The sequence below is a fragment of the Streptomyces sp. YJ-C3 genome (genome assembly GCF_053891275.1).
The window spans coordinates 6,237,405-6,262,763 of record NZ_CM132685.1; the positions used below are offsets into that span (position 1 = coordinate 6,237,405).

General features: G+C 72.6%; 27 protein-coding genes. 15 read left to right on the forward strand and 12 right to left on the reverse strand.

Annotation, left to right across the window (positions count from 1 at the left end):
* Nucleotides 1–10 precede the first annotated feature (10 nt).
* The 7 genes from ACVHNB_RS27950 to ACVHNB_RS27980 are packed head-to-tail and all read left to right on the forward strand — an operon-like array spanning nucleotide 11 to nucleotide 5,970.
* Nucleotides 11–532 carry a cupin domain-containing protein gene (locus ACVHNB_RS27950; RefSeq protein WP_428955790.1) on the forward strand — a complete coding sequence of 174 codons (522 nt, stop codon included), beginning with the start codon at nucleotides 11–13 and terminating at the stop codon, nucleotides 530–532.
* Nucleotides 533–542: 10 nt separating this feature from the next.
* Entirely contained in the window at nucleotides 543–1,298 is a 756-nt protein-coding gene (locus tag ACVHNB_RS27955; RefSeq protein ID WP_428955789.1) for an SDR family oxidoreductase, read from the forward strand.
* A gap of 37 nt (nucleotides 1,299–1,335) precedes the next feature.
* Nucleotides 1,336–2,112, forward strand: coding sequence for an SDR family oxidoreductase (locus ACVHNB_RS27960; protein WP_456228958.1), 777 nt, complete (start codon nucleotides 1,336–1,338; stop codon nucleotides 2,110–2,112).
* A 9-nt stretch (nucleotides 2,113–2,121) separates the two neighbouring features.
* Nucleotides 2,122–3,753: a thiamine pyrophosphate-binding protein gene (locus tag ACVHNB_RS27965; protein WP_456226166.1), complete on the forward strand. Its 1,632-nt coding sequence runs from the start codon at nucleotides 2,122–2,124 to the stop codon at nucleotides 3,751–3,753.
* A 12-nt stretch (nucleotides 3,754–3,765) separates the two neighbouring features.
* Complete coding sequence (locus ACVHNB_RS27970; RefSeq protein ID WP_456226167.1) at nucleotides 3,766–4,710, forward strand: PDR/VanB family oxidoreductase; 945 nt, start codon at nucleotides 3,766–3,768, stop codon at nucleotides 4,708–4,710.
* Between the two features lie 22 nt (nucleotides 4,711–4,732).
* The gene (locus tag ACVHNB_RS27975) at nucleotides 4,733–4,963 is read left to right on the forward strand and encodes a recombinase-like helix-turn-helix domain-containing protein (protein ID WP_428955786.1); all 231 of its coding nucleotides are present in this window, start codon (nucleotides 4,733–4,735) and stop codon (nucleotides 4,961–4,963) included.
* A gap of 5 nt (nucleotides 4,964–4,968) precedes the next feature.
* The gene (locus tag ACVHNB_RS27980) at nucleotides 4,969–5,970 is read left to right on the forward strand and encodes a Rieske 2Fe-2S domain-containing protein (RefSeq protein ID WP_456226168.1); all 1,002 of its coding nucleotides are present in this window, start codon (nucleotides 4,969–4,971) and stop codon (nucleotides 5,968–5,970) included.
* On the opposite strand, the gene ACVHNB_RS27985 is transcribed toward ACVHNB_RS27980, so the two are convergent.
* Nucleotides 5,967–6,503 (reverse strand): MarR family winged helix-turn-helix transcriptional regulator, encoded by a 537-nt coding sequence (locus ACVHNB_RS27985; protein WP_428955784.1) that lies wholly within the window; start codon nucleotides 6,501–6,503, stop codon nucleotides 5,967–5,969. The genes ACVHNB_RS27980 and ACVHNB_RS27985 overlap by 4 nt on opposite strands.
* A gap of 203 nt (nucleotides 6,504–6,706) precedes the next feature.
* On the opposite strand from ACVHNB_RS27985, the gene ACVHNB_RS27990 reads away from it, so the two are divergent.
* The gene (locus ACVHNB_RS27990) at nucleotides 6,707–7,378 is read left to right on the forward strand and encodes a FadR/GntR family transcriptional regulator (RefSeq protein WP_456226169.1); all 672 of its coding nucleotides are present in this window, start codon (nucleotides 6,707–6,709) and stop codon (nucleotides 7,376–7,378) included.
* A 152-nt stretch (nucleotides 7,379–7,530) separates the two neighbouring features.
* Complete coding sequence (locus ACVHNB_RS27995) at nucleotides 7,531–8,502, forward strand: PAC2 family protein (protein ID WP_428955782.1); 972 nt, start codon at nucleotides 7,531–7,533, stop codon at nucleotides 8,500–8,502.
* A 39-nt stretch (nucleotides 8,503–8,541) separates the two neighbouring features.
* On the opposite strand, the gene ACVHNB_RS28000 is transcribed toward ACVHNB_RS27995, so the two are convergent.
* Nucleotides 8,542–9,498, reverse strand: a complete 957-nt coding sequence (locus ACVHNB_RS28000) for an SMP-30/gluconolactonase/LRE family protein (protein WP_428955781.1) — start codon at nucleotides 9,496–9,498, stop codon at nucleotides 8,542–8,544.
* Between the two features lie 414 nt (nucleotides 9,499–9,912).
* Here ACVHNB_RS28000 and ACVHNB_RS28005 point away from each other — a divergent pair, with 414 nt between their 5' ends.
* On the forward strand, nucleotides 9,913–11,550 hold the full coding sequence (locus ACVHNB_RS28005) for a S8 family peptidase (RefSeq protein ID WP_428955780.1): 1,638 nt from the start codon (nucleotides 9,913–9,915) through the stop codon (nucleotides 11,548–11,550).
* 38 nt (nucleotides 11,551–11,588) lie between these two features.
* Nucleotides 11,589–12,305: a hypothetical protein gene (locus ACVHNB_RS28010; RefSeq protein WP_456226170.1), complete on the forward strand. Its 717-nt coding sequence runs from the start codon at nucleotides 11,589–11,591 to the stop codon at nucleotides 12,303–12,305.
* Nucleotides 12,306–12,401: 96 nt separating this feature from the next.
* On the opposite strand, the gene mshC is transcribed toward ACVHNB_RS28010, so the two are convergent.
* The 5 genes from mshC to ACVHNB_RS28035 all read right to left on the reverse strand — a co-directional run bounded on the left by mshC (nucleotide 12,402) and on the right by ACVHNB_RS28035 (nucleotide 16,419).
* A complete protein-coding gene (gene mshC, locus ACVHNB_RS28015; protein WP_428955778.1) occupies nucleotides 12,402–13,631 on the reverse strand; it encodes a cysteine--1-D-myo-inosityl 2-amino-2-deoxy-alpha-D-glucopyranoside ligase in 1,230 nt (409 codons plus the stop codon).
* A 91-nt stretch (nucleotides 13,632–13,722) separates the two neighbouring features.
* On the reverse strand, nucleotides 13,723–14,172 hold the full coding sequence (locus ACVHNB_RS28020; protein ID WP_428955777.1) for an SRPBCC domain-containing protein: 450 nt from the start codon (nucleotides 14,170–14,172) through the stop codon (nucleotides 13,723–13,725).
* Nucleotides 14,173–14,230: 58 nt separating this feature from the next.
* Nucleotides 14,231–15,076 carry an SCO1664 family protein gene (locus ACVHNB_RS28025; RefSeq protein ID WP_456226171.1) on the reverse strand — a complete coding sequence of 282 codons (846 nt, stop codon included), beginning with the start codon at nucleotides 15,074–15,076 and terminating at the stop codon, nucleotides 14,231–14,233.
* Complete coding sequence (locus ACVHNB_RS28030; RefSeq protein ID WP_428955775.1) at nucleotides 15,040–15,630, reverse strand: DUF3090 domain-containing protein; 591 nt, start codon at nucleotides 15,628–15,630, stop codon at nucleotides 15,040–15,042. The genes ACVHNB_RS28025 and ACVHNB_RS28030 overlap by 37 nt, the downstream gene beginning before the upstream one ends.
* 102 nt (nucleotides 15,631–15,732) lie before the next feature.
* Entirely contained in the window at nucleotides 15,733–16,419 is a 687-nt protein-coding gene (locus ACVHNB_RS28035; RefSeq protein WP_428955774.1) for a histidine phosphatase family protein, read from the reverse strand.
* A 62-nt stretch (nucleotides 16,420–16,481) separates the two neighbouring features.
* Between ACVHNB_RS28035 and corA the strand changes: the two genes are divergently transcribed.
* Entirely contained in the window at nucleotides 16,482–17,483 is a 1,002-nt protein-coding gene (gene corA / locus ACVHNB_RS28040; protein ID WP_428955773.1) for a magnesium/cobalt transporter CorA, read from the forward strand.
* Between the two features lie 6 nt (nucleotides 17,484–17,489).
* Here corA and ACVHNB_RS28045 read toward each other — a convergent pair whose 3' ends face one another.
* Both ACVHNB_RS28045 and ACVHNB_RS28050 read right to left on the reverse strand, forming a co-directional pair.
* Nucleotides 17,490–18,278 carry a ferritin-like domain-containing protein gene (locus tag ACVHNB_RS28045; protein WP_428955772.1) on the reverse strand — a complete coding sequence of 263 codons (789 nt, stop codon included), beginning with the start codon at nucleotides 18,276–18,278 and terminating at the stop codon, nucleotides 17,490–17,492.
* Between the two features lie 232 nt (nucleotides 18,279–18,510).
* The gene (locus ACVHNB_RS28050) at nucleotides 18,511–19,566 is read right to left on the reverse strand and encodes an LLM class F420-dependent oxidoreductase (RefSeq protein ID WP_428955771.1); all 1,056 of its coding nucleotides are present in this window, start codon (nucleotides 19,564–19,566) and stop codon (nucleotides 18,511–18,513) included.
* 198 nt (nucleotides 19,567–19,764) lie between these two features.
* Between ACVHNB_RS28050 and ACVHNB_RS28055 the strand changes: the two genes are divergently transcribed.
* Both ACVHNB_RS28055 and ACVHNB_RS28060 read left to right on the forward strand, forming a co-directional pair.
* Entirely contained in the window at nucleotides 19,765–20,748 is a 984-nt protein-coding gene (locus tag ACVHNB_RS28055; protein ID WP_428955770.1) for an aldo/keto reductase, read from the forward strand.
* Complete coding sequence (locus ACVHNB_RS28060; protein WP_456226172.1) at nucleotides 20,745–22,991, forward strand: helix-hairpin-helix domain-containing protein; 2,247 nt, start codon at nucleotides 20,745–20,747, stop codon at nucleotides 22,989–22,991. The genes ACVHNB_RS28055 and ACVHNB_RS28060 overlap by 4 nt, the downstream gene beginning before the upstream one ends.
* 60 nt (nucleotides 22,992–23,051) lie before the next feature.
* Here ACVHNB_RS28060 and ACVHNB_RS28065 read toward each other — a convergent pair whose 3' ends face one another.
* Nucleotides 23,052–23,744 (reverse strand): hypothetical protein, encoded by a 693-nt coding sequence (locus ACVHNB_RS28065; RefSeq protein WP_428955768.1) that lies wholly within the window; start codon nucleotides 23,742–23,744, stop codon nucleotides 23,052–23,054.
* A 47-nt stretch (nucleotides 23,745–23,791) separates the two neighbouring features.
* Between ACVHNB_RS28065 and ACVHNB_RS28070 the strand changes: the two genes are divergently transcribed.
* Complete coding sequence (locus tag ACVHNB_RS28070) at nucleotides 23,792–23,980, forward strand: DUF5703 family protein (protein ID WP_111666225.1); 189 nt, start codon at nucleotides 23,792–23,794, stop codon at nucleotides 23,978–23,980.
* An 84-nt stretch (nucleotides 23,981–24,064) separates the two neighbouring features.
* Here the strand turns inward: ACVHNB_RS28070 and ACVHNB_RS28075 are convergent, their stop codons facing one another.
* A complete protein-coding gene (locus ACVHNB_RS28075; RefSeq protein ID WP_456226173.1) occupies nucleotides 24,065–24,817 on the reverse strand; it encodes a chaplin in 753 nt (250 codons plus the stop codon).
* A gap of 148 nt (nucleotides 24,818–24,965) precedes the next feature.
* A complete protein-coding gene (gene chpH, locus ACVHNB_RS28080; RefSeq protein WP_428955766.1) occupies nucleotides 24,966–25,199 on the reverse strand; it encodes a chaplin ChpH in 234 nt (77 codons plus the stop codon).
* Nucleotides 25,200–25,359 lie beyond the last annotated feature (160 nt).

Sequence of the window (25,359 nt, forward strand, 5' to 3'; positions counted from 1 at the left end):
GGCTCCACTCATGCCTCTGACCACCACCGAGTACGACAACGGCGGCGACCTCGGCGCGTACACCGACTCGCTGATCGCCTCGAAGGACTCGCGCGTCGCCGACTTCGACACCCTCTCCTTCCAGGAGAAGGCGGGCCCGCAGTACCGCCGCGGCCAGATCCGGTACGTCGGCTCCGGCGCCACCGGCAACCACGAGGGCGACAAGCGCATCCTCCCGTCCGGCGGCTTCACCTTCTCCAACATGCTGCTGCCGCCCGGCGCCGAGGGCCCGGCCCACACGCACCACGACGTGGAGGAGGCGTTCTTCGTCCTGGAGGGCGAGGTCCGCGTGGGCGTCCACCGCGGCCCGGACGAGGTCGAGTACCGCACTCTCGGCTACCGCGACATGATCGTGGTGCCGGCCGGGGTGACCCGCTCCCTGAAGAACGAGGGGGACACCGACGCCCTGTTCTGCGTGGTCATCGGCACGCAGAAGCCGCAGGTGCCGTCCTACCCCGCGTACTCGCCGATGCACGGCGTCACCCGTGACTGAGCAGTCATCCATGGCTGAGCAGTCCCCCGACGGCGTCCGTACGGTCGTCGTGACCGGGGCGGGCCGTGGCCTGGGACTGGCCATGGCCCGCCGGGCCGGCACCGACGGTTTCCGGGTCGTCGTCGCCGAGGTCGACGCCGCGCGCGGCGCGGCCGCGGCCCAGGAGCTGCGGGTCGAGGGCATCGACGCGCGCTTCGTGCGCTGCGACGTCGCGGACCCGGCCTCGGTGGACGGGCTCGCCGCCTTCGTCCGTGGCCTGGGACCGCTGTACGGGCTGGTCAACAACGCCGCGCTCGCCAACGGGGTCGGCGGCAAGGAGTTCCAGGACATCGACCTCGAGGCCTGGGACCGCCTGATGACGGTGAACGCGCGCGGACCCTGGCTCGTGGCGAAGGCGCTGCACCCGCTGTTCGGGCCCGTCGGCCGCATCGTGAACATCGCCTCCGACGCGGCGCTGTACGGCTCGCCGCGGCTCGCCCACTACATCGCCTCCAAGGGCGCCGTGATCGCGCTGACCCGGGCCATGGCGCGGGAGTCGGGCGAGCGCGGCATCACGGTGAACGCGCTCGCGCCGGGTCTGACCGAGTGCGAGGCGACGGAGACGGTGCCCGCCGAGCGGCACGACCTGTACCGGTCGAACCGGGCGATCGAGCGTCCTCAGCAACCCGACGACCTGGTCGGTCTCGCCTCCTTCCTCCTGTCGGAGGAGTCGCGCTACCTCACCGGACAAGTGATCGCCGTCAACGGCGGCTTCACGATGAACTGACGTGACTGACGTAACTGACGTACTGGAGAAGACAGTTATGGATCTGGGCCTCGCCGACCGGACCTATGTGGTCACCGGAGGCAGCTCGGGCGTCGGCCTGGCCACGGTCCGCGCCCTGCTCGCCGAGGGCGCGAACGTCGCCACGTGCGGGCGCGACGCCGAACGCCTGAAGCGGATCGGCACGCACGAGCGGCTGTTCACGGACGTGTGCGACGTACGGGACACCGACGCCGTACGGGGCTTCGTGGCCGCGTCCGCCGACGCGTTCGGCGGCCGGCTCGACGGTCTCGTCAACAACGCCGGGCAGTCCCGCATGAAGCGCCTCGACGAGACCACCGCGGACGACTGGCGCGACGAGCTGGACCTGAAGTTCGCGGGCGTGCTGCATCCGCTGCAGGCCGCGCGGGACCTCCTGAAGGCCTCCGACGCGGCGTCCGTCGTCAACGTCAACGCCGTCCTCGCCAAGCAGCCCGAGCCCCGGCTGATCACGACGAGCGCGGCCCGCGCCGGCATCCTCAACCTCTCCAAGTCCCTGTCCGTGGAGCTCGCCGCGGACGGCATCCGGGTCAACTCCGTGTGCCTCGGGCTCATCGACACCGGGCAGTGGACCCGTCGGCACGCCGCCGCGGACTCCGGCCTGTCGTACGAGGACTGGCAGGCGGAACTGGCCGCCGACCGGGGCGTCGCCCTGGGCCGGCTCGGCCGGGCCGAGGAGGTCGCGTACGCGGTCCTCGCGCTGCTCGCGCCCCGCGCCTCGTACATCACCGGAACCAGCATCGACGTCTGCGGCGGAGTCGGCCGCGGGATTCTCTGAGGAGTTCGCATGCGTTACGACAATGGAGGCGCGCTCCTCGTCGCCGTCCTGAAGGAACTGGGCATCGACACGGTCTTCGGGATCGTCTCGGTGCACAATCTGCCGCTGGTCGAGGCCGTCGACCGCGAGCTGCGCTTCGTACCGGTGCGGCACGAGGCGACCGCGGTGAACGCCGCCGACGCGTACGGGCGGGCCCGCGGCACCCTCGGCTGCGCGCTCACCTCGACCGGCACCGGCGCGGGCAACGCGGCCGGGTCCCTCGTCGAGGCGCTGGCCTCCGGCACGTCGGTGCTGCATGTCACCGGGCAGGTCGAGACGGAGTTCCTGGGCAGCGGGCGGGGCTTCATCCACGAGACGAAGGACCAGCTCGGCATGCTGGCCGCCGTCTCCGCGTACGCCGCCACGGTGCCCTCCGCCGACGAGGCCGGCCGGGTGCTGCGCGCCGCGGCCCGCGCGGCCCTCGCCTCGCCCGGCGGCCCGGCCAGCGTGGAGTGGCCGATCGACCTGCAGTACGCGGCGCAGACCGATGCCCCCGAGGAGGCGCCGGAGCCGGCGCGGCCGGCGCCCGCCGCGGCCGCGGCGGCCGCCGCGGGCGCCCTGCTGGCCTCGGCGCGGCGGCCGCTGATCTGGGCCGGCGGCGGCGCCGTCCGGGCGGGCGCCGAACTCACCGCGCTCGTCGAGGCCACCGGTGCCGGGCTCCTCACCTCCAACTCGGGGCGCGGCGCCGTCCCCGAGGACCACCCGCAGGTCATCGGCAACTTCGCGACGACCCCGGCGGGCCGCGCCCTGCTGGCCGACGCCGATGTGCTCCTGACGATCGGCACGCACTTCCGGTCCAACGAGACGGCGGACTACGGGCTGAAGCTGCCCGACGCCGAGCGGCACATCCAGATCGACGTGGACGCGGCGGCGCTGGGCCGGGTCTACCCGGCCGCGCACGCCCTGCACGGCGACGCCGCCGACGTGCTGACGGCCCTGCTCCCCCACGCCCGCGGCGCCGACCCGCAGTGGACGCGCCGCGTCGGGCAGGTCCGCGCCGACGTCCGGACCACGCTGCACGACAACATCGGCCCCCAGGCCGCGATCTGCGACGCCCTGCGCGCCGTGCTGCCGCGGGACGCGGTCGTCGCCCGGGACGTCACCATCGCCTCCAGCAGCTGGGGCAACCGGCTGCTGGAGATGTACGACCCGCGGGCCAACGTCTTCCCGCGCGGCGGCGGTATCGGCCAGGGCCTCGGCATGGGCATCGGGGCCGCGCTGGCCGCCCCGGACCGGCCCACGGCCGTCATCGCGGGCGACGGCGGCCTGGCCGTGCACCTGGGCGAGCTGCTCACGGTCGCGCAGGAACGGCCCCGGCTGACCGTGCTGGTCTTCAACGACGGCGGCTACGGCGTGCTGCGCAACATGCAGGACCGCTACAGCGAGCGCCGCTCCGGCGTCGACCTGACCACGCCCGACTTCGAGCACCTCGCCCGCGCCTGCCGGCTGCCGTATCTGCGGATCGCGGACGCCGGGCACGCCCGGCCGGTGATCGAGGAGGCCGTCGCCTCCGACGGGCCGGTGCTCGTCGAGGTCGACCTGGCGGCGCTCGGCCCGATGAAGAACCCGTTCACCCCGCCCGTGAAGATCCCCACCGCGTAGGGAGGCCGCGCCATGACGACGACCGAAGACCGTGAACTGTCCCTGCTGGTACGGCGGATGACCTGGGAGGCCGACGGCGTCCTGTCCGTCGAGCTCACCCGTCCCGACGGCAAGCCGCTGCCCGCCTGGACGCCCGGCGCCCATGTCGACGTGCAGGTCGGCGGGCAGATCCGGCAGTACAGCCTGTGCGGCGACCCCGCGGCGACGGGCACGTACCGCATCGGCGTCCTCAACGAGCCGTCCTCGCGCGGCGGTTCACGCCATGTGCACACGGCGCTGCGGCCGGGCCAGCAGGTCACCGTGTCCGAGCCCCGCAACCACTTCGTCCTGGAGGACGCCGCCGGGTACGTGTTCGTCGCGGGCGGCATCGGTGTCACCCCGATCCTCGCGATGGCCCAGGAGGCGGCGCGCCGGGGCGCGGCGTGGCGGATGGTGTACGGCGGGCGCAGCCGCGCCTCGATGGCGTTCACCGACGAACTGGGCGCGCTCGGCGGCGACGTGACGCTCGTGCCGCAGGACGAGCTGGGCCACATCGACCTGGCGTCCGCCCTCGCGGACCTGCCGGACGGCACGCTCGTCTACTGCTGCGGGCCCGAGCCGCTGCTCGCCGCCGTCGAGGCGGTGTGCCCCGCGGACCTGCTGCGGGTCGAGCGGTTCGCGGCGCCGGTCGTCGAACGGGCCGTGTCCGACGACGCGTTCGAGGTCGAGTGCCGCGCCTCGGGGCTCACCCTCAGCGTCGGCGCCGACACCTCGATCCTGGCCGCCGCCGAGCAGGCCGGGCTGGACGTCGCCAGTTCCTGCCGCGACGGCATCTGCGGCTCGTGCGAGACGCGGGTGCTGGAGGGCGCCCCCGACCACCGGGACTTCCTGCTCTCCGACGCCGAGCGCGCCGCCAGCACCTCGATGATGATCTGCGTCTCGCGCTGCGCGTCGGGCCGCCTCGTCCTCGACCTGTGACCCCACCTCCCTGGAGACATGCATGAGCACCGAGACCGACTGGCCGTACCTGGAGATCCACCAGTCCCGTACGCACGAGCCGTCCCCGTACGAGTACAAGCTGGCGTCCACCCTCGAAGAGGTCTTCACCGAAGAGGGGCATGAACTCGCTGACGTCGTCCGCGGGTTGAACGCCCGCCAGGTCCACGCGCCCGACGGCGCGCCGTGGACCGAGGAGTCCTTCCGCGCCGAGATGCACCGACTGGGAGCGTGACCGCCATGACCACCCTGACCGCCGATCACCTCTACGCGACGGGCCTGCGCGGCCAGTGGCACCCGGTCGTCCCGTCCTCGTTCGTCGCGCCCGGCGCGATGCGCAAGGTCACCGTCCTCGGCGAGCAGTGGCTGCTGTTCCGCCGCTCGGACGGCACCCTGAGCATGCTCGCCGACCGCTGTCCGCACCGCGGCGCCCCGCTGTCGCTCGGCAAACACCTGGGCGACCGGGTGGCCTGCTGGTACCACGGCGTGGAGGTCGAGACGGACGGTACCGTCTCGTCCGTGCCCGGTCTGCCCGGCTGCAACCTGGAGGGCAAGCAGCTCGTCGTCTCGCTGCCCGTGCGCGAGGTCGGCGGGGCGGTCCTCGCCTACTTCGGGTCCGAACAGCAGCCGTCGCCGGTCGAGTTGACGCTGCCGGAGCCGCTGACGGACCCGGACACCGACGCGATCCTCTGCTACGCCGAGTGGGAGGTGCCGTGGCGGTACGCCGTGGAGAACCTGCTCGACCCGATGCACGGCGCGTTCCTGCACCACGACTCGCACACGATGTTCGACGGCGACACCACCGCGAAGTTCCGCATCCGCGAGACCGACCGCGGCTACTTCTTCGAGAAGACCGACCAGCGGGGCGTGAACTTCGACTGGGTGGAGCTGTGCCGCACCGGCGTGGACTGGGTCGACCTGTCGATCCCGTACCCGCCCTCGGCGGGCCCCGGCGGCCCGTTCGGCATCGTCGGCATGGTGCGGCCGGTCGACGAGGAGCGCTGCGCGGTGTTCTTCTGGCGCTACCGCAAGGTCCAGGGCTGGCAGCGCGACAGCTGGCGCTTCCTGTACAAGACGCTGATCGAGGAGCGGCACTGGCAGGTCCTGGAGCAGGACCGGGTGATGCTGGAGGCCATGCCGGCCGACGCCGACCAGCGGGAGAACCTCTACCAGCACGACCTCGGCGTCGTCCGGCTGCGCCGCCTGTACCGCGCGGGCGCCGAGGAGCAGGCGACGGCCTAGACGCTCCCGTCCCCGTCCCCCGAGTCCACGATCGAGCGCTCCAGCTTGCCGAGCAGGCGGGCCAGTTGGCGGCGCTCGGCCGGGGACAGGTCGGTGAGCATCCGGCGCTCGTTGTCCAGGTGCTCGGCGAACACCTCGTCCACCGTGGCCAGACCGGCGTCCGTGAGCCGGGAGTGGACCACGCGCCGGTCCTCGGCGTCGCGCTCGCGCACGATCAGGCCGTCCTTCTCCAGCCGGTCGATGCGCAGCGTCACCCCCGCCGAGGAGACCAGGCCCGAGTCGGCCAGTTGCCCGGCGGTCAGCCGGTACGGGGCGCCCGCCCGGCGCAGCGCGGTCAGCACGTCGAAGCCGGCGACGGAGAGCCCGTGCCGCTCGATGGCCGAGGTCAGCCGGGTGTTGTAGCGCAGGAACGTGCGGTGCAGCCGGGCGAGGACCTCCAGCGGCGCGGTGTCGAGCTCGGGCCGCTCCCGCGCCCAGTCCTCGATGATCGCCGCGACGGCGTCCTGTCGGACCGCCGTCCTCTTCTCCGCCATGCGCCGCCGCCTCCCTGTGCACCGCCCCCGCGGGCCCGCCCGCAAAACCTTAGGGCCTGTCCGGCGGATCAGGTCGCGTCCGGGTGGCCGGGCCCTGGTCCCGGGACCACGCAGGACTCCGCTCGTCCGCCCCGCCCGTGGCCACATAATGGTCCGGGACATCGGAGGTATCGGCCCTCCGGCGACGAGCAGAGGGGGCTGCCATGGCCGTCACCGACGAGGCCATCGAGAAGATCAAGGGCATGATCGTCTCGGGCGCGCTGCGCCCCGGCGACCGGCTCCCCAAGGAGAGCGAACTCGCCGCGGAACTGGGCCTGTCGCGCAACTCGCTGCGCGAGGCCGTGCGCGCGCTCTCGCTGATCCGCATCCTGGACGTGCGCCAGGGCGACGGCACGTACGTGACGAGCCTCGATCCGCAGCTGCTGCTCGAGGCGCTGAGCTTCGTGGTCGACTTCCACCGCGACGACACGGTCCTGGAGTTCCTCGCCGTGCGCCGCATCCTGGAGCCCGCCGCGACGGCGATGGCCGCGACCCTGATCACCGAGGACCAGCTCGACAAGCTCTCGGCCCAGCTGGACGCCCTGGGCGCCGAGCCGTCGGTGGAGGAGCTGGTCGCCGCCGACCTCGACTTCCACCGCGGCATCGTCCGCGCGTCGGGCAACTCGGTGCTGTGCTCCTTGCTCGACGGCCTGTCCGGACCGACCACGCGGGCCCGCGTCTGGCGCGGCCTGACCCAGGAGGACGCGGTCAGCCGGACCCTGCACGAGCACCGGGCGATCCTCGCGGCGCTGCGCGACGGCGACGCGGAAGCGGCGCGGTCGTGGGCCACGGTGCACATCGCCAGCGTGGAGCAGTGGCTGCGCTCGTCGCTCTGACATCCGGCAAAGGGCCCCGCACGGGTGGAGTGCGACCCTCCGACACGGGGCAGTGTTCCCGGCAGCCGCCGGGTTCCAGGGGGCTGCGGAGGGCCCTCGGGGACGCCGTAAGGTGGGCAGGTACGCGAGGGCACGTCGGAAGGAGGCACTGGGTGATCGAGCTCGAGGGGGTTCCCGAGCTGGTCGACCCGGTCATGGTGGCCGCGTTCGAGGGCTGGAACGATGCCGGCGACGCCGCCTCCACCGCGGTCGCGCATCTCGACAAGGAGTTCAAGGGCGAGGTGTTCGCGGCGCTGGACGCCGAGGACTACTACGACTTCCAGGTCAACCGGCCCACGGTCTTCCTGGAAGACGGCGTGCGCAAGATCACCTGGCCGACGACCCGGCTCTCGGTGATCCGCGTCGGCGGCGAGAAGCCGCGTGACCTGGTCCTCGTGCGCGGCATCGAGCCGTCCATGCGCTGGCGCTCGTTCTGCAACGAGATCCTCGGTTTCGCGCACGAGCTGGGTGTCGAGCTGGTCGTCGTCCTCGGCGCGCTGCTCGGCGACACCCCGCACACGCGGCCGGTGCCGGTGTCCGGCGTGACGTCCGATCCGGATCTCGCTACGCGCATGGACCTGGAGGAGACCAAGTACGAGGGCCCGACGGGCATCGTCGGCATCCTCCAGGAGGCGTGCACGCACGCGGGCGTCCCGGCGGTCTCGCTGTGGGCGGCGGTCCCGCACTACGTCTCGCAGCCGCCGAACCCGAAGGCGACCCTGGCCCTGCTGAACCGGCTGGAGGATCTGATCGACCTGCGCATCCCGCTGGGCGAGCTGCCCGAGGACGCGCGCGCCTGGCAGCTGGGCGTGGACCAGCTGGCGGCGGAGGACAGCGAGGTCGCCGAGTACGTGCAGAGCCTCGAGGAGGCGCGGGACACCGCGGAGCTGCCCGAGGCGTCCGGCGAGGCGATCGCCCGGGAGTTCGAGCGTTATCTGCGGCGCCGTGATCCGGGCACGCAGCCCGGCGGGCACGCGACCGACGGCGGGGACGGTTCGTCGACGTACCTCCGGGACAATCCGGGCGGCCGGCCGCCCCGCCCGCCGAAGCCACCGCGCCCGGAGGGCGACGACAGCGAGGACTGACGGGGCGGGGCCGCACGGTGCGGCCCCGCCCCTCGTGTGTCACACCTGGTCGACGCCGATCACGTCGTAGTCGGTGTCCGGGGTGGGCGGCTCCACGTCGAACCGTGCGTTCGGCAGATAGAGCCGGTCGCGCCACGCGGCCATCGTCGTCGGGATCCGGAACCGCGGGTCGGTGATCCGGGCGACGGCGACACCCCGTGTACCGGCGGGATCGAGCCGGAAGACGTCGATCGCGTTCTGCCACTGCTGGGCCACGTAGAGCAGCCGGCCGAGCAGCAGGATCCCGTCCCCGTTGGGCACGGTCGCGCCGCCCAGGTCGATCGTCCGCGCGACGCCGGTGCGCGGGTCGACGCGCAGCAGGCTGCCGCCGCCCGCGACGGTGTTGACCACGATGAGCGCCCGCCCGTCGGGGGTGCGCTCGATCCCGTTGGCGGTGAAGTCGGGGCCCTGCTCCCAGTCACCCGCGAGCGGCAGGGTCCAGCTGCGGCCGGGTTCGCCTCGCCGCCCGAGCTCGACGCCGTACAGCTGTGGCTTGTACGAGTCGGTGAACCACGCGGCGCCGGGCGTGAGCACCACGTCGTTCACCATCGTGCCCTCGGACCCGACGACGTAGGTCCGCTCGACGCGTCCGTCCCGTGCCGAGGCGATCCGGATCTCGCGGCTGGCGGCGCCCGCGAGATAGAGCCGGCCGTACTCGTTGATCTTGAGCCCGGCGGTGGGGTGTCCGATGTCCAGGCCGGTGGGCACGACCGTGCCGCGGCCGGTGGCGAGCGAGGCCCGGTAGAGATCGCCGCTCGCGAGCGAGCCGAACCACGCGTACGGCGCGGCGCCGATGGCGATGCCCTCGGGCTGGAATCCGTGGGGCAGATCGAACCGGGTGGGCCAACTCCCCTGTCCGCTACGGGAATCAGCCGCGCGGGCAGTGCCCGTGGCAAGTCCCGTGGTGATGGCGGCCCCCACCGCGAGGAGTCTTCGTCGTGCGAAGGAACGGTGCATGGAGCGTCCTTCCGCAGAGGGCCGGGAGCGCCGCGGCGCCACCCGGCCGAAAGGGTCAACAGTCGCTCCCACCCCAGCACATGACACCGGCAACCGCAGGCTCTGGCCGGTTTGCGGCGTGACATCTGTTTCCGGTCGAAATGCAGGGGGTTCCCCATTCAACTTCATTTCAAACGCAGTTGAGGAACGAGGTCTGGACGGAACCGCGCTGCCGTAGCAAGGTGTGCCCCGACGACGAGCGCGGCACAGCACGAGCACACCCGAACGACCAGATGCGGCGAGGGGAGCTGTGGACCGATGAGCGACCAGTACGCGGAACCGGCGGGGGGCCCGGGTGGGTCAGGCCCCGGGTCGTCCGCTCCCGGGCCGGAGGGATCCGGCTTCACCTATCGAGGAGCGGAGGAGGAACTGATCGTGGTGGCGCGCCCGGAGGCCCGGCTGCGCGTACAGGCGGGCGGCGTCCGTTCGGCGGCGGGCGCCGACGTGTCGGCCCTGAACATGTTCCTGGGCGACGAACAGCTCACCCTGGAACCGCTGTTCGGCAGTGAGGAGCGGCTCCAGTCCCTCGCCGAGTCGGCGCAGGCCGGCCCGGACGTCCCCGATCTCGCCCTGTTCTACCGGGTCCGCGGCGGCGACGAGCGCACCCAGGAGCTGCGGGCGCGGATCGCGGCGCTGCCGGAGATCGACACCGCGTACGTGAAGCCGGGGGCGGTGCCGGCCGCGCGGCCCGCGGACTTCGACGAGTCGCGGCGCATGCAGGAGAAGGCCGCCGCGACGCCCGACTTCACCGGCCGCCAGGGCTATCTGGGACCCGCGCCGGAGGGCGTGGACGCGCACTGGGCGTGGCAGCGGGTCGGCGGCAGCGGCGAGGGCGTCACGATCATCGACGTGGAGGGCGCCTGGCAGCTCGGGCACGAGGACCTGTCGGCGAAGCTCGCCGGCATCGTGGTCGGCACCCCGATCTCGGACGTGGCGTGGCGCAACCACGGCACCGCGGTCCTCGGGGTGATCGGCGGCGACCGGGGCGACTACGGCGTGACGGGGATCGTCCCCGAGGCGGTGACGGCGGCGGCCGCGTTCCAGGGCGTGGGCACGGCGGCGGCGATCCACGCGGCGGCCGAGCGGCTCGACCCGGGCGACCTGGTGCTGATCGAACTGCACCGGCCGGGGCCCCGGCACGACTTCCAGCAGCGCGACGACCAGCGCGGGTACATCGCGCTGGAGTGGTGGCCCGACGACTTCGCCGCGATCCGCTACGCGACGGCCAAGGGCATCGTCGTGGTGGCCGCGGCGGGCAACGGCGCGGAGTCCCTGGACGACGCGGTCTACGAGCGGCGCCCGGACGAGTTCCCGACGTGGTGGCACAACCCGTTCAACCCGTCGAACCGCTCCTCCGCCGCGGTGCTGGTCGGCGCGGGCGCGCCGCCTCCGGGCACGCACGGCCGCGATCACGGCCCGGACCGCTCCCGCCTCGCGTTCTCCAACTACGGCGCCCGGGTGGACGCCCAGGGCTGGGGCCGCGAGGTCACCACCACCGGCGGCTCCTGGAACCGGCCCGGCGACCTGCAGGGCGGCACCGAGGAGATCGCCTGGTACACCGATACTTTCTCCGGCACTTCGTCCGCCTCCCCGGTGGTCGTCGGCGCGCTGGCTGCCCTTCAGGGCATGCTCAAGGCGGGCGGCCAGCGCCCGATGACGTCGCAGCGGGCGCGCGATGTGCTCCGGGCGACCGGCTCACCGCAGCAGGACGCCCCCGGCCGGCCCGCCTCGCAGCGGATCGGCAGCCGGCCCGACATCAAGGGAGCGGTCACCAACCTGCTTCCCGCGACGGTCGGTTCGGGTCAGGCGGAGCGGTACTGGGACGAGCTGATCCCGTATCCGCCCGAACTCCCGCCCAGGCTCCGGCTGTTCGTGGCGGGCGCCTGGCGCAGTCTGAACAACCCGTCCCCCGAGACCCGCCAGGCGGTGCACACCGCCTTCGCGGGGGGACGGCCCGACGTTCGTGTCTGGTTCTCGGACGACGAGATCGTCGGCCTGGTGGTCACGGGCTGACGCAACGCAGCCAACCATTGATGGAAGGTGGCACCCGCATGAGCATGACCCCGCAGATGAGCCAGCAGGGGCAGCAGTCCCCGAGCACGTCGCCCTACCAGCAGCAACAGCAGCAGCCGTTCGGTCAGCAGGGCTTCGGCCAGCAGCAGCCGTTCGGCCAGCAGGGCCTCGGTCAGCAGGGCTTCGGCCAGCAGGGCTTCGGCCAGCAGCAGCAGCAGCCGTTCGGCCAGCAGGGCTACGGTCAGCAGGGCTACGGCCAACAGCAGCAGCAGCCGTTCGGCCAGCAGGGCTACGGCCAACAGCAGCAGCCGATGGGTATGGGCGGCGGCTCGCTCGAGCAGCTGCAGCAGCTCGGCCAGCAGCAGCCCTTCCAGGGGCTGCTCCAGCAGCTCGGTCAGCAGCAGATGGGCGGCCAGCAGCAGATGGGTGGCCAGCAGCAGCAGATCGAGCAGCAGGTGCAGCAGCATCTGCACCAGATCGCCCAGATCGCGGTACAGCACGCCCAGCAGCAGGTCCAGCAGCAGGTGCTCCAGGCCGGCGTCGCGGACGCCTACATCGACGTGGTGCAGCCGCTGCCCGGGCAGCCCAGCCTCATCGCCCTGCGCATCCAGGGCCAGTTCAGGATCTTCGCCAACCCGAACCCGCAGACCCACGACCAGGTCCAGGAGGCCTTCGCGTTCGGCCACCAGGTCGTCGGCATCTGGGACTCCAACTCGCAGCAGGTCCTGCGCAGCATCCACGTGCGCAAGATCTGACCCGCCTGATCCGGTCCGCCGGATCCGACCTCGAAAGATGACACGAGGGGCGCTTCCTCCGCAGGGAGGAAGCGCCCCTTTCCCGTGTCCCGGTGGCTACAGGGCCACGCCCAGCAGCGCGTCCACGGCTCGCGACACGACACCGGGGGCGCCGATGTCCGTACCGCCCTCGGTGTCCTGCCGCGCGGCCCAGCGGTCGACCGCGGCGAGCGCGGCCGGCGCGTCCAGATCGTGGGCCAGCGCCTCCCGGATCTCCTCGACGAGCGCTTCCGCGGCGGGCCCGTCCGGGCGGGACACGGCGGCCCGCCAGCGGTCGAGGCGGGCCACGGCGTCCGCGAGGACCTGGTCCGTCCACTCCCAGTCGGACCGGTAGTGGTGCGCGAGGAGCGCGAGCCGGATCGCGGCCGGGTCGACCCCGTCCCGGCGCAGCTTCGAGACGAAGACCAGATTGCCCTTGGACTTGGACATCTTCTCGCCGTCGAGCCCGACCATGCCGGCGTGCACGTACGCCTTGGCCATCGGGAACTCGCCGGTCAGCGCCTGGGCGTGGGAGGCGCCCATCTCGTGGTGCGGGAAGGCCAGGTCGGATCCGCCGCCCTGGACGTCGAAGCCCATGCCGAGGTGGTCGAGGGCGATGGCGACGCACTCGATGTGCCAGCCGGGGCGCCCCTGCCCCAGCGAGCCGCCGTCCCAGCTGGGCTCGCCGTCACGTGCGGCCATCCACAGCATCGGGTCGAGCGGGTTCTTCTTGCCCGGCCGGTCCGGGTCGCCGCCGCGCTCGGCGGACAGCAGCCGCATCGCCGCGGCGTCGAGGTTCGAGACGGAGCCGAAGTGCGGATCGGCCTCGACGGAGAAGTAGACGTCGCCCTCGAGCTCGTAGGCGGCACCGACGTCACGGAGCCGCTCGACGAGCGGCACGATGCCGGGTATCGCCTCGACGGCGCCTATGTAGTGCTGCGGCGGCAGCATCCGCAGGGCGGTCATGTCCTCGCGGAACAGGGCGGTCTCACGCTCGGCGAGGCCGGCCCAGTCGACGCCGTCGCGCACGGCCCGCTCGAGCAGCGGGTCGTCGACGTCCGTCACGTTCTGGACGTAGTGAACCTGCCGCTTGGTGTCGAGCCACACGCGCTGCACGAGGTCGAACGCGTTGTAGGTCGCCGCGTGACCCATGTGGGTCGCGTCGTACGGCGTGATGCCGCAGACGTAGATACGGGCGACGGGACCGGGGTCGAGAGTGACGAGCCCATCGGTCGCGGTGTCGTGGATCCGAAGGTCGCGGCCCTTGCCAGGCAGGGCGGGGACCTCAGAAGCGGGCCAGGCATGCATGACATGAGCGTAACCGGACGGTGCTTCCGCATACGAACCGGACCGGGTCAGCTGGCCGACAAGGCCCTCTTGCGCGCCCCTGCCGTGCCCGCTAGGACGCGCCGGGGGCGACCACGGTGGCCCGGATCGCGTCGGAGAGGCCGAAGTGACGGATGCCATGCAGCAGGTAGGCGCGCAGGCCGCACACGAAGTACGTCCAGCCCTGCGTCTGGCCGACCGCCCGGGCGGCGCCCTCGATCCCGTCGGCCATGGGCTGCTCCGTGATGGTCAGCCGTGTGGCCCCCGCGTCGTCCGCCAGCTCGATGGCGACGTCGCCGCCGGGCCAGCTCCAGGAGATGCGGCGATCCGTCTCGATCTCGCCGATCCGCACGTCGAAGGTCGCGTCGACATGACCGAAACGCCAGGTCACCGTGGTGCCCGGCACCATGGCGGCGGACGCCTCGGCCGTGAAGAAGCTCGACAGGCCGTCGGGCGTGACGATCGTGCGGAACACGTCCGCGACCGGGCGGTCGATCCGGTCCTCGACAATCAGCTTGGTCATGCCTTCGAACGTAGCGCCGACCACCGACAGCCGCCCGCGGCGACGACCGCGCCGCGCCTCAGACGGGCGGCCACGGAATCGCGGGCCACTCGCCGCTCGGCTCCCGGTGCCGGCCGGACTTCAGCAGGGCCGCCACCCGCTCCCGTACGGCCTCCAGCTCGGCGTCGGTGATCAGCTCGGCGAGCCGGACGGCCAGCGGCTCATCGGCCCCGAGACGCTCGCGCAGCGCCTCCAGGGACGCGGTCGCCTCCTCGGTGAGCGGCTCCCCCGCCCAGCCCCACAGCAGGGTGCGCAGCTTGTCCTCGACGTTGAAGGTCACCCCGTGGTCGATGCCGTACAGGTGGCCCCCGGCGTCGACGAGCAGGTGCCCGCCCTTGCGGTCGCCGTTGTTGATCACCGCGTCGAGCACCGCGAGCCGGCGCAGCCGCGGGTCGTCGGCGTGCACGAGCAGGGCCGTGCGTCCCTCCTCGACCTCGGCGAATCCGATGGCCTTCCAGCCCGGTGCCGGCTCCTGCGCGTCGACGAGGGCCAGCAGCCGGTCGCCCTCCGCGGGTTCCGCGGACTCGGCGGGGCCGTCGATCCACAGCTGGCACATGCCCTCGCCGTAGGGCCCGTCGCGCAGCACGGTGGGCGGCACGAGGCCCCAGCCGAGCGCCTCGGAGACCTCGTACGCGGCGACCTCGCGCTGTGCGAGCGTCCCGTCGGGGAAGTCCCACAGGGGGCGCTCGCCGCGCACCGGCTTGTACACGCAGGAGGCCTCGCGGCCCTCGTGCGTGACGGTGCACAGCAGCACGGCGTTCGAGGCGTCGCGGATCTGCCCTTCCACATGCAGCTCCCCCTGTGCGAGGAGCGCGAGGTCCCGGTCGCTCACGCTCCGCGCCGGTATCCGTTCTGGCGCGGACATACGTGTCCCTCCGGGTCGAGCGGCAGGCTGCACAGCGGGCACGGCGGGCGGCCCGCGTTCACGACGTCGAGGGCCCGCCTGGCGAAGGCGCGGGCCTGCGCGCCGGTGAGCCGGACCCGGAGCATCGGCGGACCGTTCTCCTCGTCCTGGAGAAGCCTTTCCTCGGCTTCGGCCAGGTCCTCGTCGGAGTCGGCGTCCAGCTCGACGAGGGCCTGCGCCTCGACGATCATGCGCTGCTCGTCGCCGTCCCAGGCGAGCGCCATGGTGCCGACGCGGAACTCCTCGTCGACGGGCGCGTCCAGGGGCGCGGTGTCGGAGATCTCGTTGGGCACGACGGCGGGCACCGGAGCGCTGCCGCCGCTGCGCCGGACGACCTCGTCGAGCAGTTCGTCCATGCGCTCGGCGAGCGCGGCCACCTGGGTCTTCTCCAGCGCCACGCTGGTGACCCGGGTTCCTGCCGAGGCCTGCAGGAAGAAGGTGCGGCGCCCGGGGAGCCCGACCGTACCGGCCACGAAACGCTCCGGAGGGTCGTAGAGGAACACCTGACGGGACACGTCCTGTCTCCATGGGATCTGGGGATCGACTGGCTGGGGTCCGGTCTCGGGGTGACCGGACCCGCCGTGCTTACGGCTGCTTCACCCTACTGCGGCCGACGATCACGGTGCGCCCGCGCCGCCGCCTACGGGTGCGTCCGGTTCCTGCGACTGCTCGCGCGGGGCGAGGGAGGCGAAGTCGCCGGTGTCACCGAGGCGTACGAGAAACGGGCGCAGTCGCGTGTAACGGATCGCCGTGATGGAACACGGCTCTACAGAGATGCGCTGAAAGAGGTCCAGATGCAGCCCGAGGGCGTCCGCGACAAGGGACTTGATGATGTCGCCGTGCGAACACATCAGATAGACGGCGTCCGCGCCGTGCTCGCGCTCCACGCGCGCGTTCCACTCACGCACCGCCTCGGCGGCCCGGTGCTGCATCTGCCGCATCGACTCGCCGCCGGGGAACGCGGCGGCGGTCGGGTGCTGCTGCACGACCTGCATGAGCGGCTCGTCGGTGAGTTCGGCGAGCTTGCGGCCCGACCAGTCGCCGTAGTCGCACTCTCCGATCCGCTCGTCGGCGCTCACGGCCACCTCGGGCCGGGCGATGAGCAGCGGCGCCAGGGTCTCCTGGCAGCGCTGCAAGGGGCTGGTGACGATCTGCGCGAGGGGCAGGTCCTTGAGGCGCTCGGGCAGGGCGGCGGCCTGCGCGGCGCCGCGCTCGTCGAGGGCCACGCCGGGGGTCCACCCGGCGAGCAGACCCGCGGTGTTGGCCGTGGAGCGTCCGTGCCGGACGAGGATCAGCGTGGGCATACGGGCCAGCCTAGGCGCCCGCGGAGGTGCGACCGGCGCGGCCCCTGGGAAGAATGCCAGTCATGATCGTCGACTGCGCCATCTACCGGGACGGGCGGCGGACCGAGGGGCCCGCGGACTTCTCCGACGCGCTCGCGCAGGCGCGGGCCGCGGGCGACGCGTTCGTGTGGATCGGTCTGCACGAGGCGACGGAGCACGAGTTCGACGTGGTCAGCCAGGAGTTCGGACTGCATCCGCTGGCCGTCGAGGACGCGCTCAAGGCCCACCAGCGGCCGAAGTTGGAGGTCTACGACGACTCGCTCTTCGTGGTCCTCAAGCCGGTCGTGTACGAGCCGCAGAGCGACCGGGTGTCCACGGGCGAGCTGATGCTGTTCCTGGGCGACTCGTTCGTGGTGACCGTGCGGCACGGCGAGGGCGAGCCCCTGAAGGCCGTACGCCGGCGTCTGGAGGACGATCCGGAGTTCCTCCGGCACGGGCCCACCGCGGTCCTCTACTCGGTGACGGACGCCGCCGTGGACCATTATCTGGAGGTCGCGAGCGAGCTGCAGACCGACCTGGAGGAGCTGGAGGCGGAGGTCTTCTCGCCGGTCGTCGGCGGTTCGCGGGACACGGCGGCGCGGATCTACACGTTCAAGCGGCAGATCCTGGAGTTCCGGCGGGCCACCGGGCCGTTGGCGCTGCCGTTGGCCCGGCTCTCCGGGGCGGGTCCCTGGGGGCTCGCGGGCGTGCCGTTCGTGGACGAGGACGCTAAGCCGTTCTTCCGCGACGTGAACGACCATCTGACGCGGGTCAACGAGTCCGTGGACGGTCTGGACCGCCTGGTGTCGGACATCCTGTCCGCGCACCTGGCACAGATGAGCGTGCGGCAGAACGACGACATGCGGAAGATCTCCGGGTGGGCGGCCATGGCCGCGGTGCCCACGATGATCGCGGGCATCTACGGCATGAACTTCGACCACATGCCCGAGCTGCACTGGGTGTGGTCGTACCCCGCGGTGATCCTGCTGATGGTCGCCCTGGAGGTGGCGCTGTTCCGGACGTTCAGACGCCGCGGCTGGCTGTAGGGCCCGTCAGGCGAACTCGACCGACGTGGTCGCGGGGCCGCCGAGCGCGTCGCGCCGCTGCGGCATCGTCAGCGACACCATCCGCCGCCAGCCGCCGGCCCGTTCGTACGCGTACACGGCGTGGATCCCGGCGGCGAGCACGGCCGACTTGGCCTTCGGCCACCCCAGGATGCGGCCCATGTGGTCCATGACGGCCAGACTGACGTCCCGGTAGACGGCGATCTCCGCCAGGGCGCACTCGCGCAGGATGCGCTGGATGGTGCGGCCGTGGCCCGCGTACGCGAAGCGGAGCAGTTCCTCGTGGCAGTAGGCGAGGTGGTTGTCCTCGTCGTTGGAGATCATCTTGACCGCGCGGCCGATGTCCGGGTCCTGGGAGAAGTGCTTGCGCAGCAGTTCCATCTGCTCGGAGGCGCGCTGTTCGGTGACGCGGCTGTGCGCGAGGTAGGTGACGATGTCCTGCACGGAGAGCGGCTCGTCGCGCTTGAGCTGCTCGTGCGCGAGTCCGATGCCGTGCTTCTCCAGCAGCATCGTGTAGTCGGCTTCGTGCGGTACGGGCACCGGCTGCAGACCGCGCTTCTTCATAAGGGCGTTGAAAATGCGCCCGTGCTTGTCCTCGTCGGCGCCGTGCCGCGCCACTTTGGGGGCGAGTGCCCGCTCGCTCTCGGGGACGAGTGCGGCGATCCGCCCGTTCTCCCAGCCGCCCTGGGACTCGCCACTGGCAGCGATGGAGCAGAACAGCCGGAACGACTCGTCGTTGTCGATGATCTCCTGGAACAAGCTCTTGGCCGACAGCATCCTGGTACCTCCACGCGTCCGCGCACGATCCGGTGTTCCGCAAAGAACGAGTCAAATGCGGTACGCGGGGCGGGGCAACAGGTGTGCAGGACAACTCGGCCGAACGGAGGATCCCGAGTGCGCAGCGAAGCGTAACCGTGCGCGCGATGGCGCGTTGGTCTCCGTGACGGCCGTGGCGGGGAAGACCCCCCGAGCCCCCACCACGGCCGCGGAAACCTCTTCGCTGCTCCCGTTATGCGAGCCCGGCCCGCTCCAGCGCCTCCGTGCCCGCCCGCAGCGCGGCCACCCGCTCGTCGAGCGTGAACCCGGCCGGGTTGATCGTCAGCGTGGTGACACCGGCGGCGGCGTACGCCCGCATCCGGTCGGCGATCCGGTCCACCGAGCCGAGCAGCGTCGTGGAGTCGATGAGCTGGTGCGGGATCGCCGCGGCGGCGCCCTCCTTGTCGCCGGCGAGGTACTTCTCCTGGATCTCGGCGGCCTCCTTCTCGTAGCCCATGCGCTGCGCGAGCTGGTTGTAGAAGTTCTGCTTGGCGCTGCCCATGCCGCCCACGTACAGGGCGGTGTAGGGGCGGAAGAAGTCCGCGAGGGCCGTCACGTCCTTGTCGGCGCCGAGGGCGAGCGGCAGCGTCGGGCAGACGTCGAAGCCCTCCATCGTCAGGCCGGCCTTCTCGCGGCCCGCGCGCAGGGGCGCGATCGCGGTCTCCTCCAGGTGCTCGGCGGCCGGGAAGATCAGCAGGGCGCCGTCGGCGATCTCGCCGGTCTGCTCCAGGTTCTTCGGACCGATCGCGGCGATGTACAGCGGGATGTGCTCGCGCTGCGGGTGCAGGGTGAGCTTGAGCGGCTTGCCCGGGCCGCCCGGCAGGGGCAGCGTCCAGTGCGCGCCGTCGTGGGTGACCCGCTCGCGGCTCATCGCCTTGCGGACGATCTCGACGTACTCGCGCGTGCGGGCCAGCGGCTTGTCGAACTTGACGCCGTACCAGCCCTCGGAGACCTGCGGTCCGGAGACACCGAGGCCGAGCCGGAAGCGGCCGCCGGAGAGCGAGTCGAGGGTCGACGCCGTCATCGCCGTCATCGTGGGCTGGCGGGCCGGGATCTGGAAGATGGCCGAGCCGACGTCGATGCGCTCGGTCTGCGCGGCGACGTACGCGAGGACGGTGGCGGCGTCGGACCCGTACGCCTCGGCGGCCCAGCACACCGCGTAGCCGAGCCGGTCGGCCTCCTGCGCGACGGCCAGGTTGTCCGCGTCCATGCCCGCGCCCCAGTACCCGAGATTGATGCCGAGCTTCATTGACCACATCCCCTTAACGCCGTGCGGATCCGCTGGTTTACCCATCGGTAACGTCTCTTGCCGGGCACCTTAGCGCGGCGTCGGCGCCGGGCACATGGGCCGACCTGCTCGTCGGGCCGGGGGTCCGGGCGCCGTCCCCCGGGAAATCCGGCCCGCAGGGCCCCACATCCTGACCTTCGGCCAGTAATCTCAGCGCCCATGGAGCAGAGGCATCTCGGCCACACCGGCCTGCGCGTGTCCCGGATCGGACTCGGCACCCTCACCTGGGGGCGGGACACCGACGAGCACGACGCCGCCGACCTGTTGAAGTCGTTCTGGGAGGCGGGCGGCACGCTCGTCGACACGGCCGACGTGTACGGGGACGGCGAGTCCGAGTACCTGCTCGGGCGGCTCGTCGAGGGGCTCGTGCCGCGGCGGGATCTGGTCATCTCCACGAAGGCCGGCAGCGTGCCCGACCCGGACCGGCGCTTCGACGGCTCGCGCGGCCATCTGCTCTCCGCCCTCGACGCCTCGCTGGCCCGGCTCGGCACGGACTACGTCGACCTGTGGCAGGTCCACGCGTACGACACCGGGACCCCGCTCGAGGAGACGCTGCAGGCGCTCGACATCGCTGTCAGCAGCGGGCGGGCGCGCTATGCGGGCGTCTCGAACTTCTGCGGGTGGCAGCTGGCCAAGGCCGGCACGTGGCAGCTCGCGGCGCCGGGCGTGCGCACCCGTCTGGCCAGTACGCAGATGGAGTACTCGCTGCTGCAGCGCGGGGTGGAGCGGGAGGTGCTGCCCGCCGCGCTCGACCTGGGCATCGGGCTGCTGCCCTCCTCGCCGCTGGGCCGGGGCGTGCTCACCGGCAAGTACCGCTCGGGCACGCCCACGGACTCGCGCGGGGGCTCCGACCACATGGCGCCGTTCGTCGCGCCGTACCTGGACGAGGCGGCCGGGCACATCGTCGACGCGGTCGCGATAGCGGCGGACGGACTCGCGGTGACGCCGCTGCAGGTGGCTCTCGCCTGGGTCCGGGACCGGCCCGGGGTGGCCGCGCCGATCGTCGGGGCGCGCAACGCGCAGCAGCTCACGGCGGCATTGTCAGTGGAGGCCCTTAGTCTTCCTGACGAGATCTGCCAGGCGCTCGACGACGTGTCGGCGCCCGTGCACCGCTATCCCGATCAGGACTGGAGCACGTTGTGAGTACGGAGTCCGCTGCCGCGGAGAACGAGTCAGGGGCGCGCCCCGACGCCGGGCCGGACACGGAGACGTCGGCCGAGGCGCCTTCGGCGGAGGCCGGGTCGGCGACTGCGGAGCCGCAGCCGGAGGGCACAGAGGCCGCGGAGGCGGACGGTCCGGAGGGCGCGGGCACGGAGGGCGAGGACGCCGAGGGCGAAGGCACGGGGAGCGAGGGCGCCGAGCGGCAGGAGGCGGCCCAGCCGAGCGAGGCCGAGGCCGAGTTGGCCGCTCAGCGGGAGCTGCGGGAGCGGATCGCGCAGCGCAAGGCCGCCAAGGACGGCCCGGTCGACGCCGGGGCGAAGCTGAGCGGGAAGGCCGCCGATCTGCTGGCCGCCGTGCGCGCCGTGGAGAGCGGCGAGAAGCCCGTCGCCACCGTCTTCGCGGACCCGGAGCGCGAGCCGCGCCGCGTCGTCACGCCCCAGCCGGTGCGCAGGCCCGAGCCCGTCGCGCCCGCCGCCGACGCGGGGCCCGATGCCGGGACGGTGGACGCGGTGCGGGCCGTGCTCGTCGAGGGCGGGGCGCCCGACACGCTCGCCGCGTCGGCCGCCCGGACCCTGGGCGAGGACGCCGACGGGCAACTGCGCGCCGATCCGTGGCAGTTGCTGCGGGTGAGCGGTGTCCGGCCGGAGCAGGCCGACGGGTTCGCGCGGGCGCTGCTCGGCGCCGAGTGTGCCCCCGACGACGAGCGCCGTGGCCGCGCCGTCACCGTCTGGCTGCTCGAACAGGCGGCTGTCGCCGGACACACGGCCCTCGACCTGCCCGTCCTCGTCGAGGCGCTCGGCAAGCGCGCCGTGCCGGATCCGGACGCCGCCGTGCAGAGCGCCGTCGCGGAGGGAGAGGCGCTGCTCTTCCAGGACGCCCTCGACGACGCACCCGCGCCCGAGCCGGCCGAGGGCGAGGAGGAGGCCGAGCGCCCGGTCCGCGTCCTGGTGGGGCTCGAGCGGACCGCGCTCGCCGAGGAGAGCCTCGCCGACGGCCTGGCCCGGTTGATCAACTCCGGCCCCAAGGACGGCGGTTCGCCCGGCGCGGACTGGGAGGACGCCGCTGCCGCCGCGGGCGGTTCGACGGCCGAGCTGATCCGCGCGATCGGGGCGCACCGGCTCGTGCTCCACACCGGTGGTGAGGCCGCCCGCGCGGAGCCGGTCGCCGCCGCGGCGGCCGCCGCCCGGCTCGGCCTGCGCGTCTGCGTCGCCGCGCACAGCGCGGACGGACGGCGGCGGGCCGCGCGGCAGCTCGGCGCGGAGGCACCCGAGACGGCCACGGCGACGGTCGCGGGCCTGCTCGCGCAGACGGAGGGCCCGGGCCGGGACGCCGACGGGGCGATCGCCGTCGACCTGCTCGTCGTCCTCGACGCACCGCAGACGGACGTGGACGACGCGGCGATGCTCGTCGAGCTCCTCGCCGACGGATCGGGGCTCGTGCTCAGCGGGGATCCCGGGACGCTGTGGTCGGCGGGCCCCGGGCGGGTGTTCGCGGATCTCCTCGCGGCGGGGATCTGCCCCCGGATCTCCTCCCGCACCCCGGACTTCGGGCCGATCGGCGAGCTGGTCTCCGGGATCGGCATCGGTGAGCTGAACCAGGTGGAGGCGCCGGGCAAGGAAGTCGTGATCGTTCCGGTGCGGGACGCGGCCGAGGCGATCCACCGCACGGTGCAGCTCGTCGCCGACTCGGTGCCGCGGGCGATCGGCGTGCCGGCCGAGGAGACCCAGGTGATCACTCCCGGGCACGGCGGCGCGGCCGGGACACGGGTGTTGAACGCGGCGCTGAAGGAGCGGCTCAACCCCGGCCCCGGGCGGTTCGGGGGCTTCGACCCCGGGGACCGGGTGGTGTACGTGCCGACGCCGGGGCGGATCCGGCCCGGCCGGGTGCTCGGCGCCGACGCGGAGGGGCTGCGCCTGGAGTGCGACGGCGAGCCCGTCGTCGTACCGAAGGAGCAGGTGGAGCGCGCCGTGCGGCACGGCTGGGCGGTCACCGGGCATCAGGCGGTGGGACTGCGCTGGCCGGCGGCCGTGGTGGTGCTGCCCGGCGATGCGGTGCAGGCGCTGAGCCGGCCCTGGGTCTACACGGCGTTCGGGCGCGGGGAGCGGCACCTGTCCGTGGTGCACGGCGTCGACGCGGCCCTGCCCCGGGCCGTCGCGGAGCTCCCGGCCAAGCCGCGGACCACGCGGTTGCAGACCCTGGTCCGGGCGCAGGTGCCCGGCGCCTAGTCGAGGCGTCCGTCCCCGGCCCGGTCCCCCGGCGCCGGGGGACGGACGCCCCGGGGACCGTCATCTGCGGTCGGCGTCCTCCAGTGCCTCGTCGATCTCCACGCCCGCGTCGATGTCCTCGTCGGGGTCCAGGTCGTCGTCGTCGAAGACGGCGCTCACGTCGAAGCGGCAGACGACCCGCTGGGGGTCGGCCTGGTCGAACGGGAGCTCCAGCCACTCGCCCGGTTCCGCCGGTTCGTCCGCGGCCATCACCCAGAGCGTGGAGTCGCCCTCCTCCAGGCCGAACTCCTTGTGCCGGGAGGCGATCTCGTCGGGTTCGAACTCGCCGAAGAGGACGCCGAGCGCGGCGTGCACGCTGCTGCCCGCCCCGGTCGCGGTCTCGGTGTCGATGTCCGGGTCGCCGTCGAGGTCGGCGACCCGGCCGGCCTGGGCGAGAAGTCGCTGCGGCTCCACCACGGCGTAGTCGCGTCGGATCAGCACGCTCAGCGCGTTCGGCTCCTCGGGCCCCGTGTAGGGCGGCAGGGAATCCTCTCCGCCGGGGATCTCGAAGGGGGTGACCTCGTCGTAGCGGTCGTAGAGGAGCTCGTCGTACTCCTCGGCCGCGGCGGCGAGCTCGTTGAACGCTTCGTATACGGCCGGGTCGTCCTCTCCCGACCTGCGCTCGACAGCCGCCAGGTGGCGGTCGAGCGCAGCCTTGACCGCCTCGGCGGCGGCGCGTACCTCGGCAGCGGTGGGCTGCGCAGCATCAGACATAGTGCAGACGCTATCCGTACCGGGCCACTGCCCGCACAATAGATGCGATGCCGGAATACGAATTTGTCGACGTGTACGTGCCGCGCGGGGTCTCCCGCAAGGATGCGACGCGCCTGCTGACGGACCATGCAGAGTACGGACACTGGGAGTTGGACCGATTGAGTCTGCGCCGCGACGGCAGTCGCCGCGTGCGGCTGCGCCGTCGGATCATCCGCCAGGTACGGGCCACATGGTGACCTGAACCCGGCGGGTGAGCCGACACGGAGGAGCGGGCCCCGCACCCGCGGGGCCCGCTCCTCCGTTCTTGGCGCCTGCTCGACTCAGGCCGCCTTGGCCCGCCGGTAGAGGACCGCGCCGGCGAGCAGCGCGCCCGCGCCCACCGGGATCGCCGCGCCGACCGGCAGGGAGCTGCCGGTCATCGCCAGCTGCGACTCGCCCTTGGGCTGGGCGACCGTCTGCGTCCCCGGCTGATTGGGGGTGTCGGGCTGGTCCTGGTGGTGCACCGCACGGGTCGGCGGGGTCCCCGGGGTGCCCGGCGTACCCGGGTGGTGCGGCTTCGACGGCGGCTTCTCGGGGCCGCCGGGCGGCGTGCTGGTGCCGCTGTCGTGGTTCGAGCAGTCGTTGCCGGTCGTCGCGTTGCCGAGTCCGATGACGCTGACCGAGTTGCCGCACGCGTTGACCGGCACCTCGACCGGCACCTGCACGTGGTTGCCCGAGCCGACGCCGGGCGAATCGCTCGTGTGACCGCCGGCCTGCGAGCCGCCGCCGGACGGCTGGTGCGAGCCACCGCCGGACGACTGGTGCGAGTCGCTGCCGTAGCCGTCGCGGTCCGAGGCGTTGGAGCAGTCGTTGCCCGTCGCGGGGTTGAGCAGCCCGACGACGTTCACGGTGTTGCCGCACAGGTTGACCGGAACCTCGACGGGCACCTGCACCGAGTTGCCGGACAGCACGCCCGGGGAACCCGAGGAGCTTCCCTGCGCGCCCGAGTCGGCGTGCGCGTAGCCACCGGTGACGGCGAGCACGCCGGTCGCGGCCGCCACGGTGATCAGGCCCTTGCGCGTGACCTGTCGCATAGCTTTCCCTGCCTTAGAACTTGCCTAAGCACCTACCGAAATGTGCGGAGCCGTGCGCCCCGCACCGAATGACCGTCGGCCCCGGAGCGCATGGCGCGCACTCCGGGGCCGACGGACTCAGACCCTCAAGGGGTGAAGCACAGCAACGTCAGCTGTTGACGCAGGTGTTGCCGAAGGCGGGGTTCAGCAGCCCGATCACGGAGACCGTGTTGCCGCAGACGTTCACCGGCACGTGGATGGGCGCCTGGATGACATTGCCCGACAGCACACCGGGGGACTTCACGGCGGCACCCTGGGCACCGGCGTCGGCAGCGGCGATGCCCGCACCCGCGAGCACGAGACCACCAGTGGCAGCCGCAGCAGCGACGACCTTCTTGATCATTATTCCTCCTTGTTGGCAATGCAGTCCCAGCCGCGGACTGCACTCCCTGTAACGAGGAGGAAGTAATGGGGCTACGAGCCTATGGTTCCTTTCACTCTTTTCAGGCAAGTACGCACGTGCGGACGAATGTTGCGATCACGCGGTGTTGACGCGGACCGTT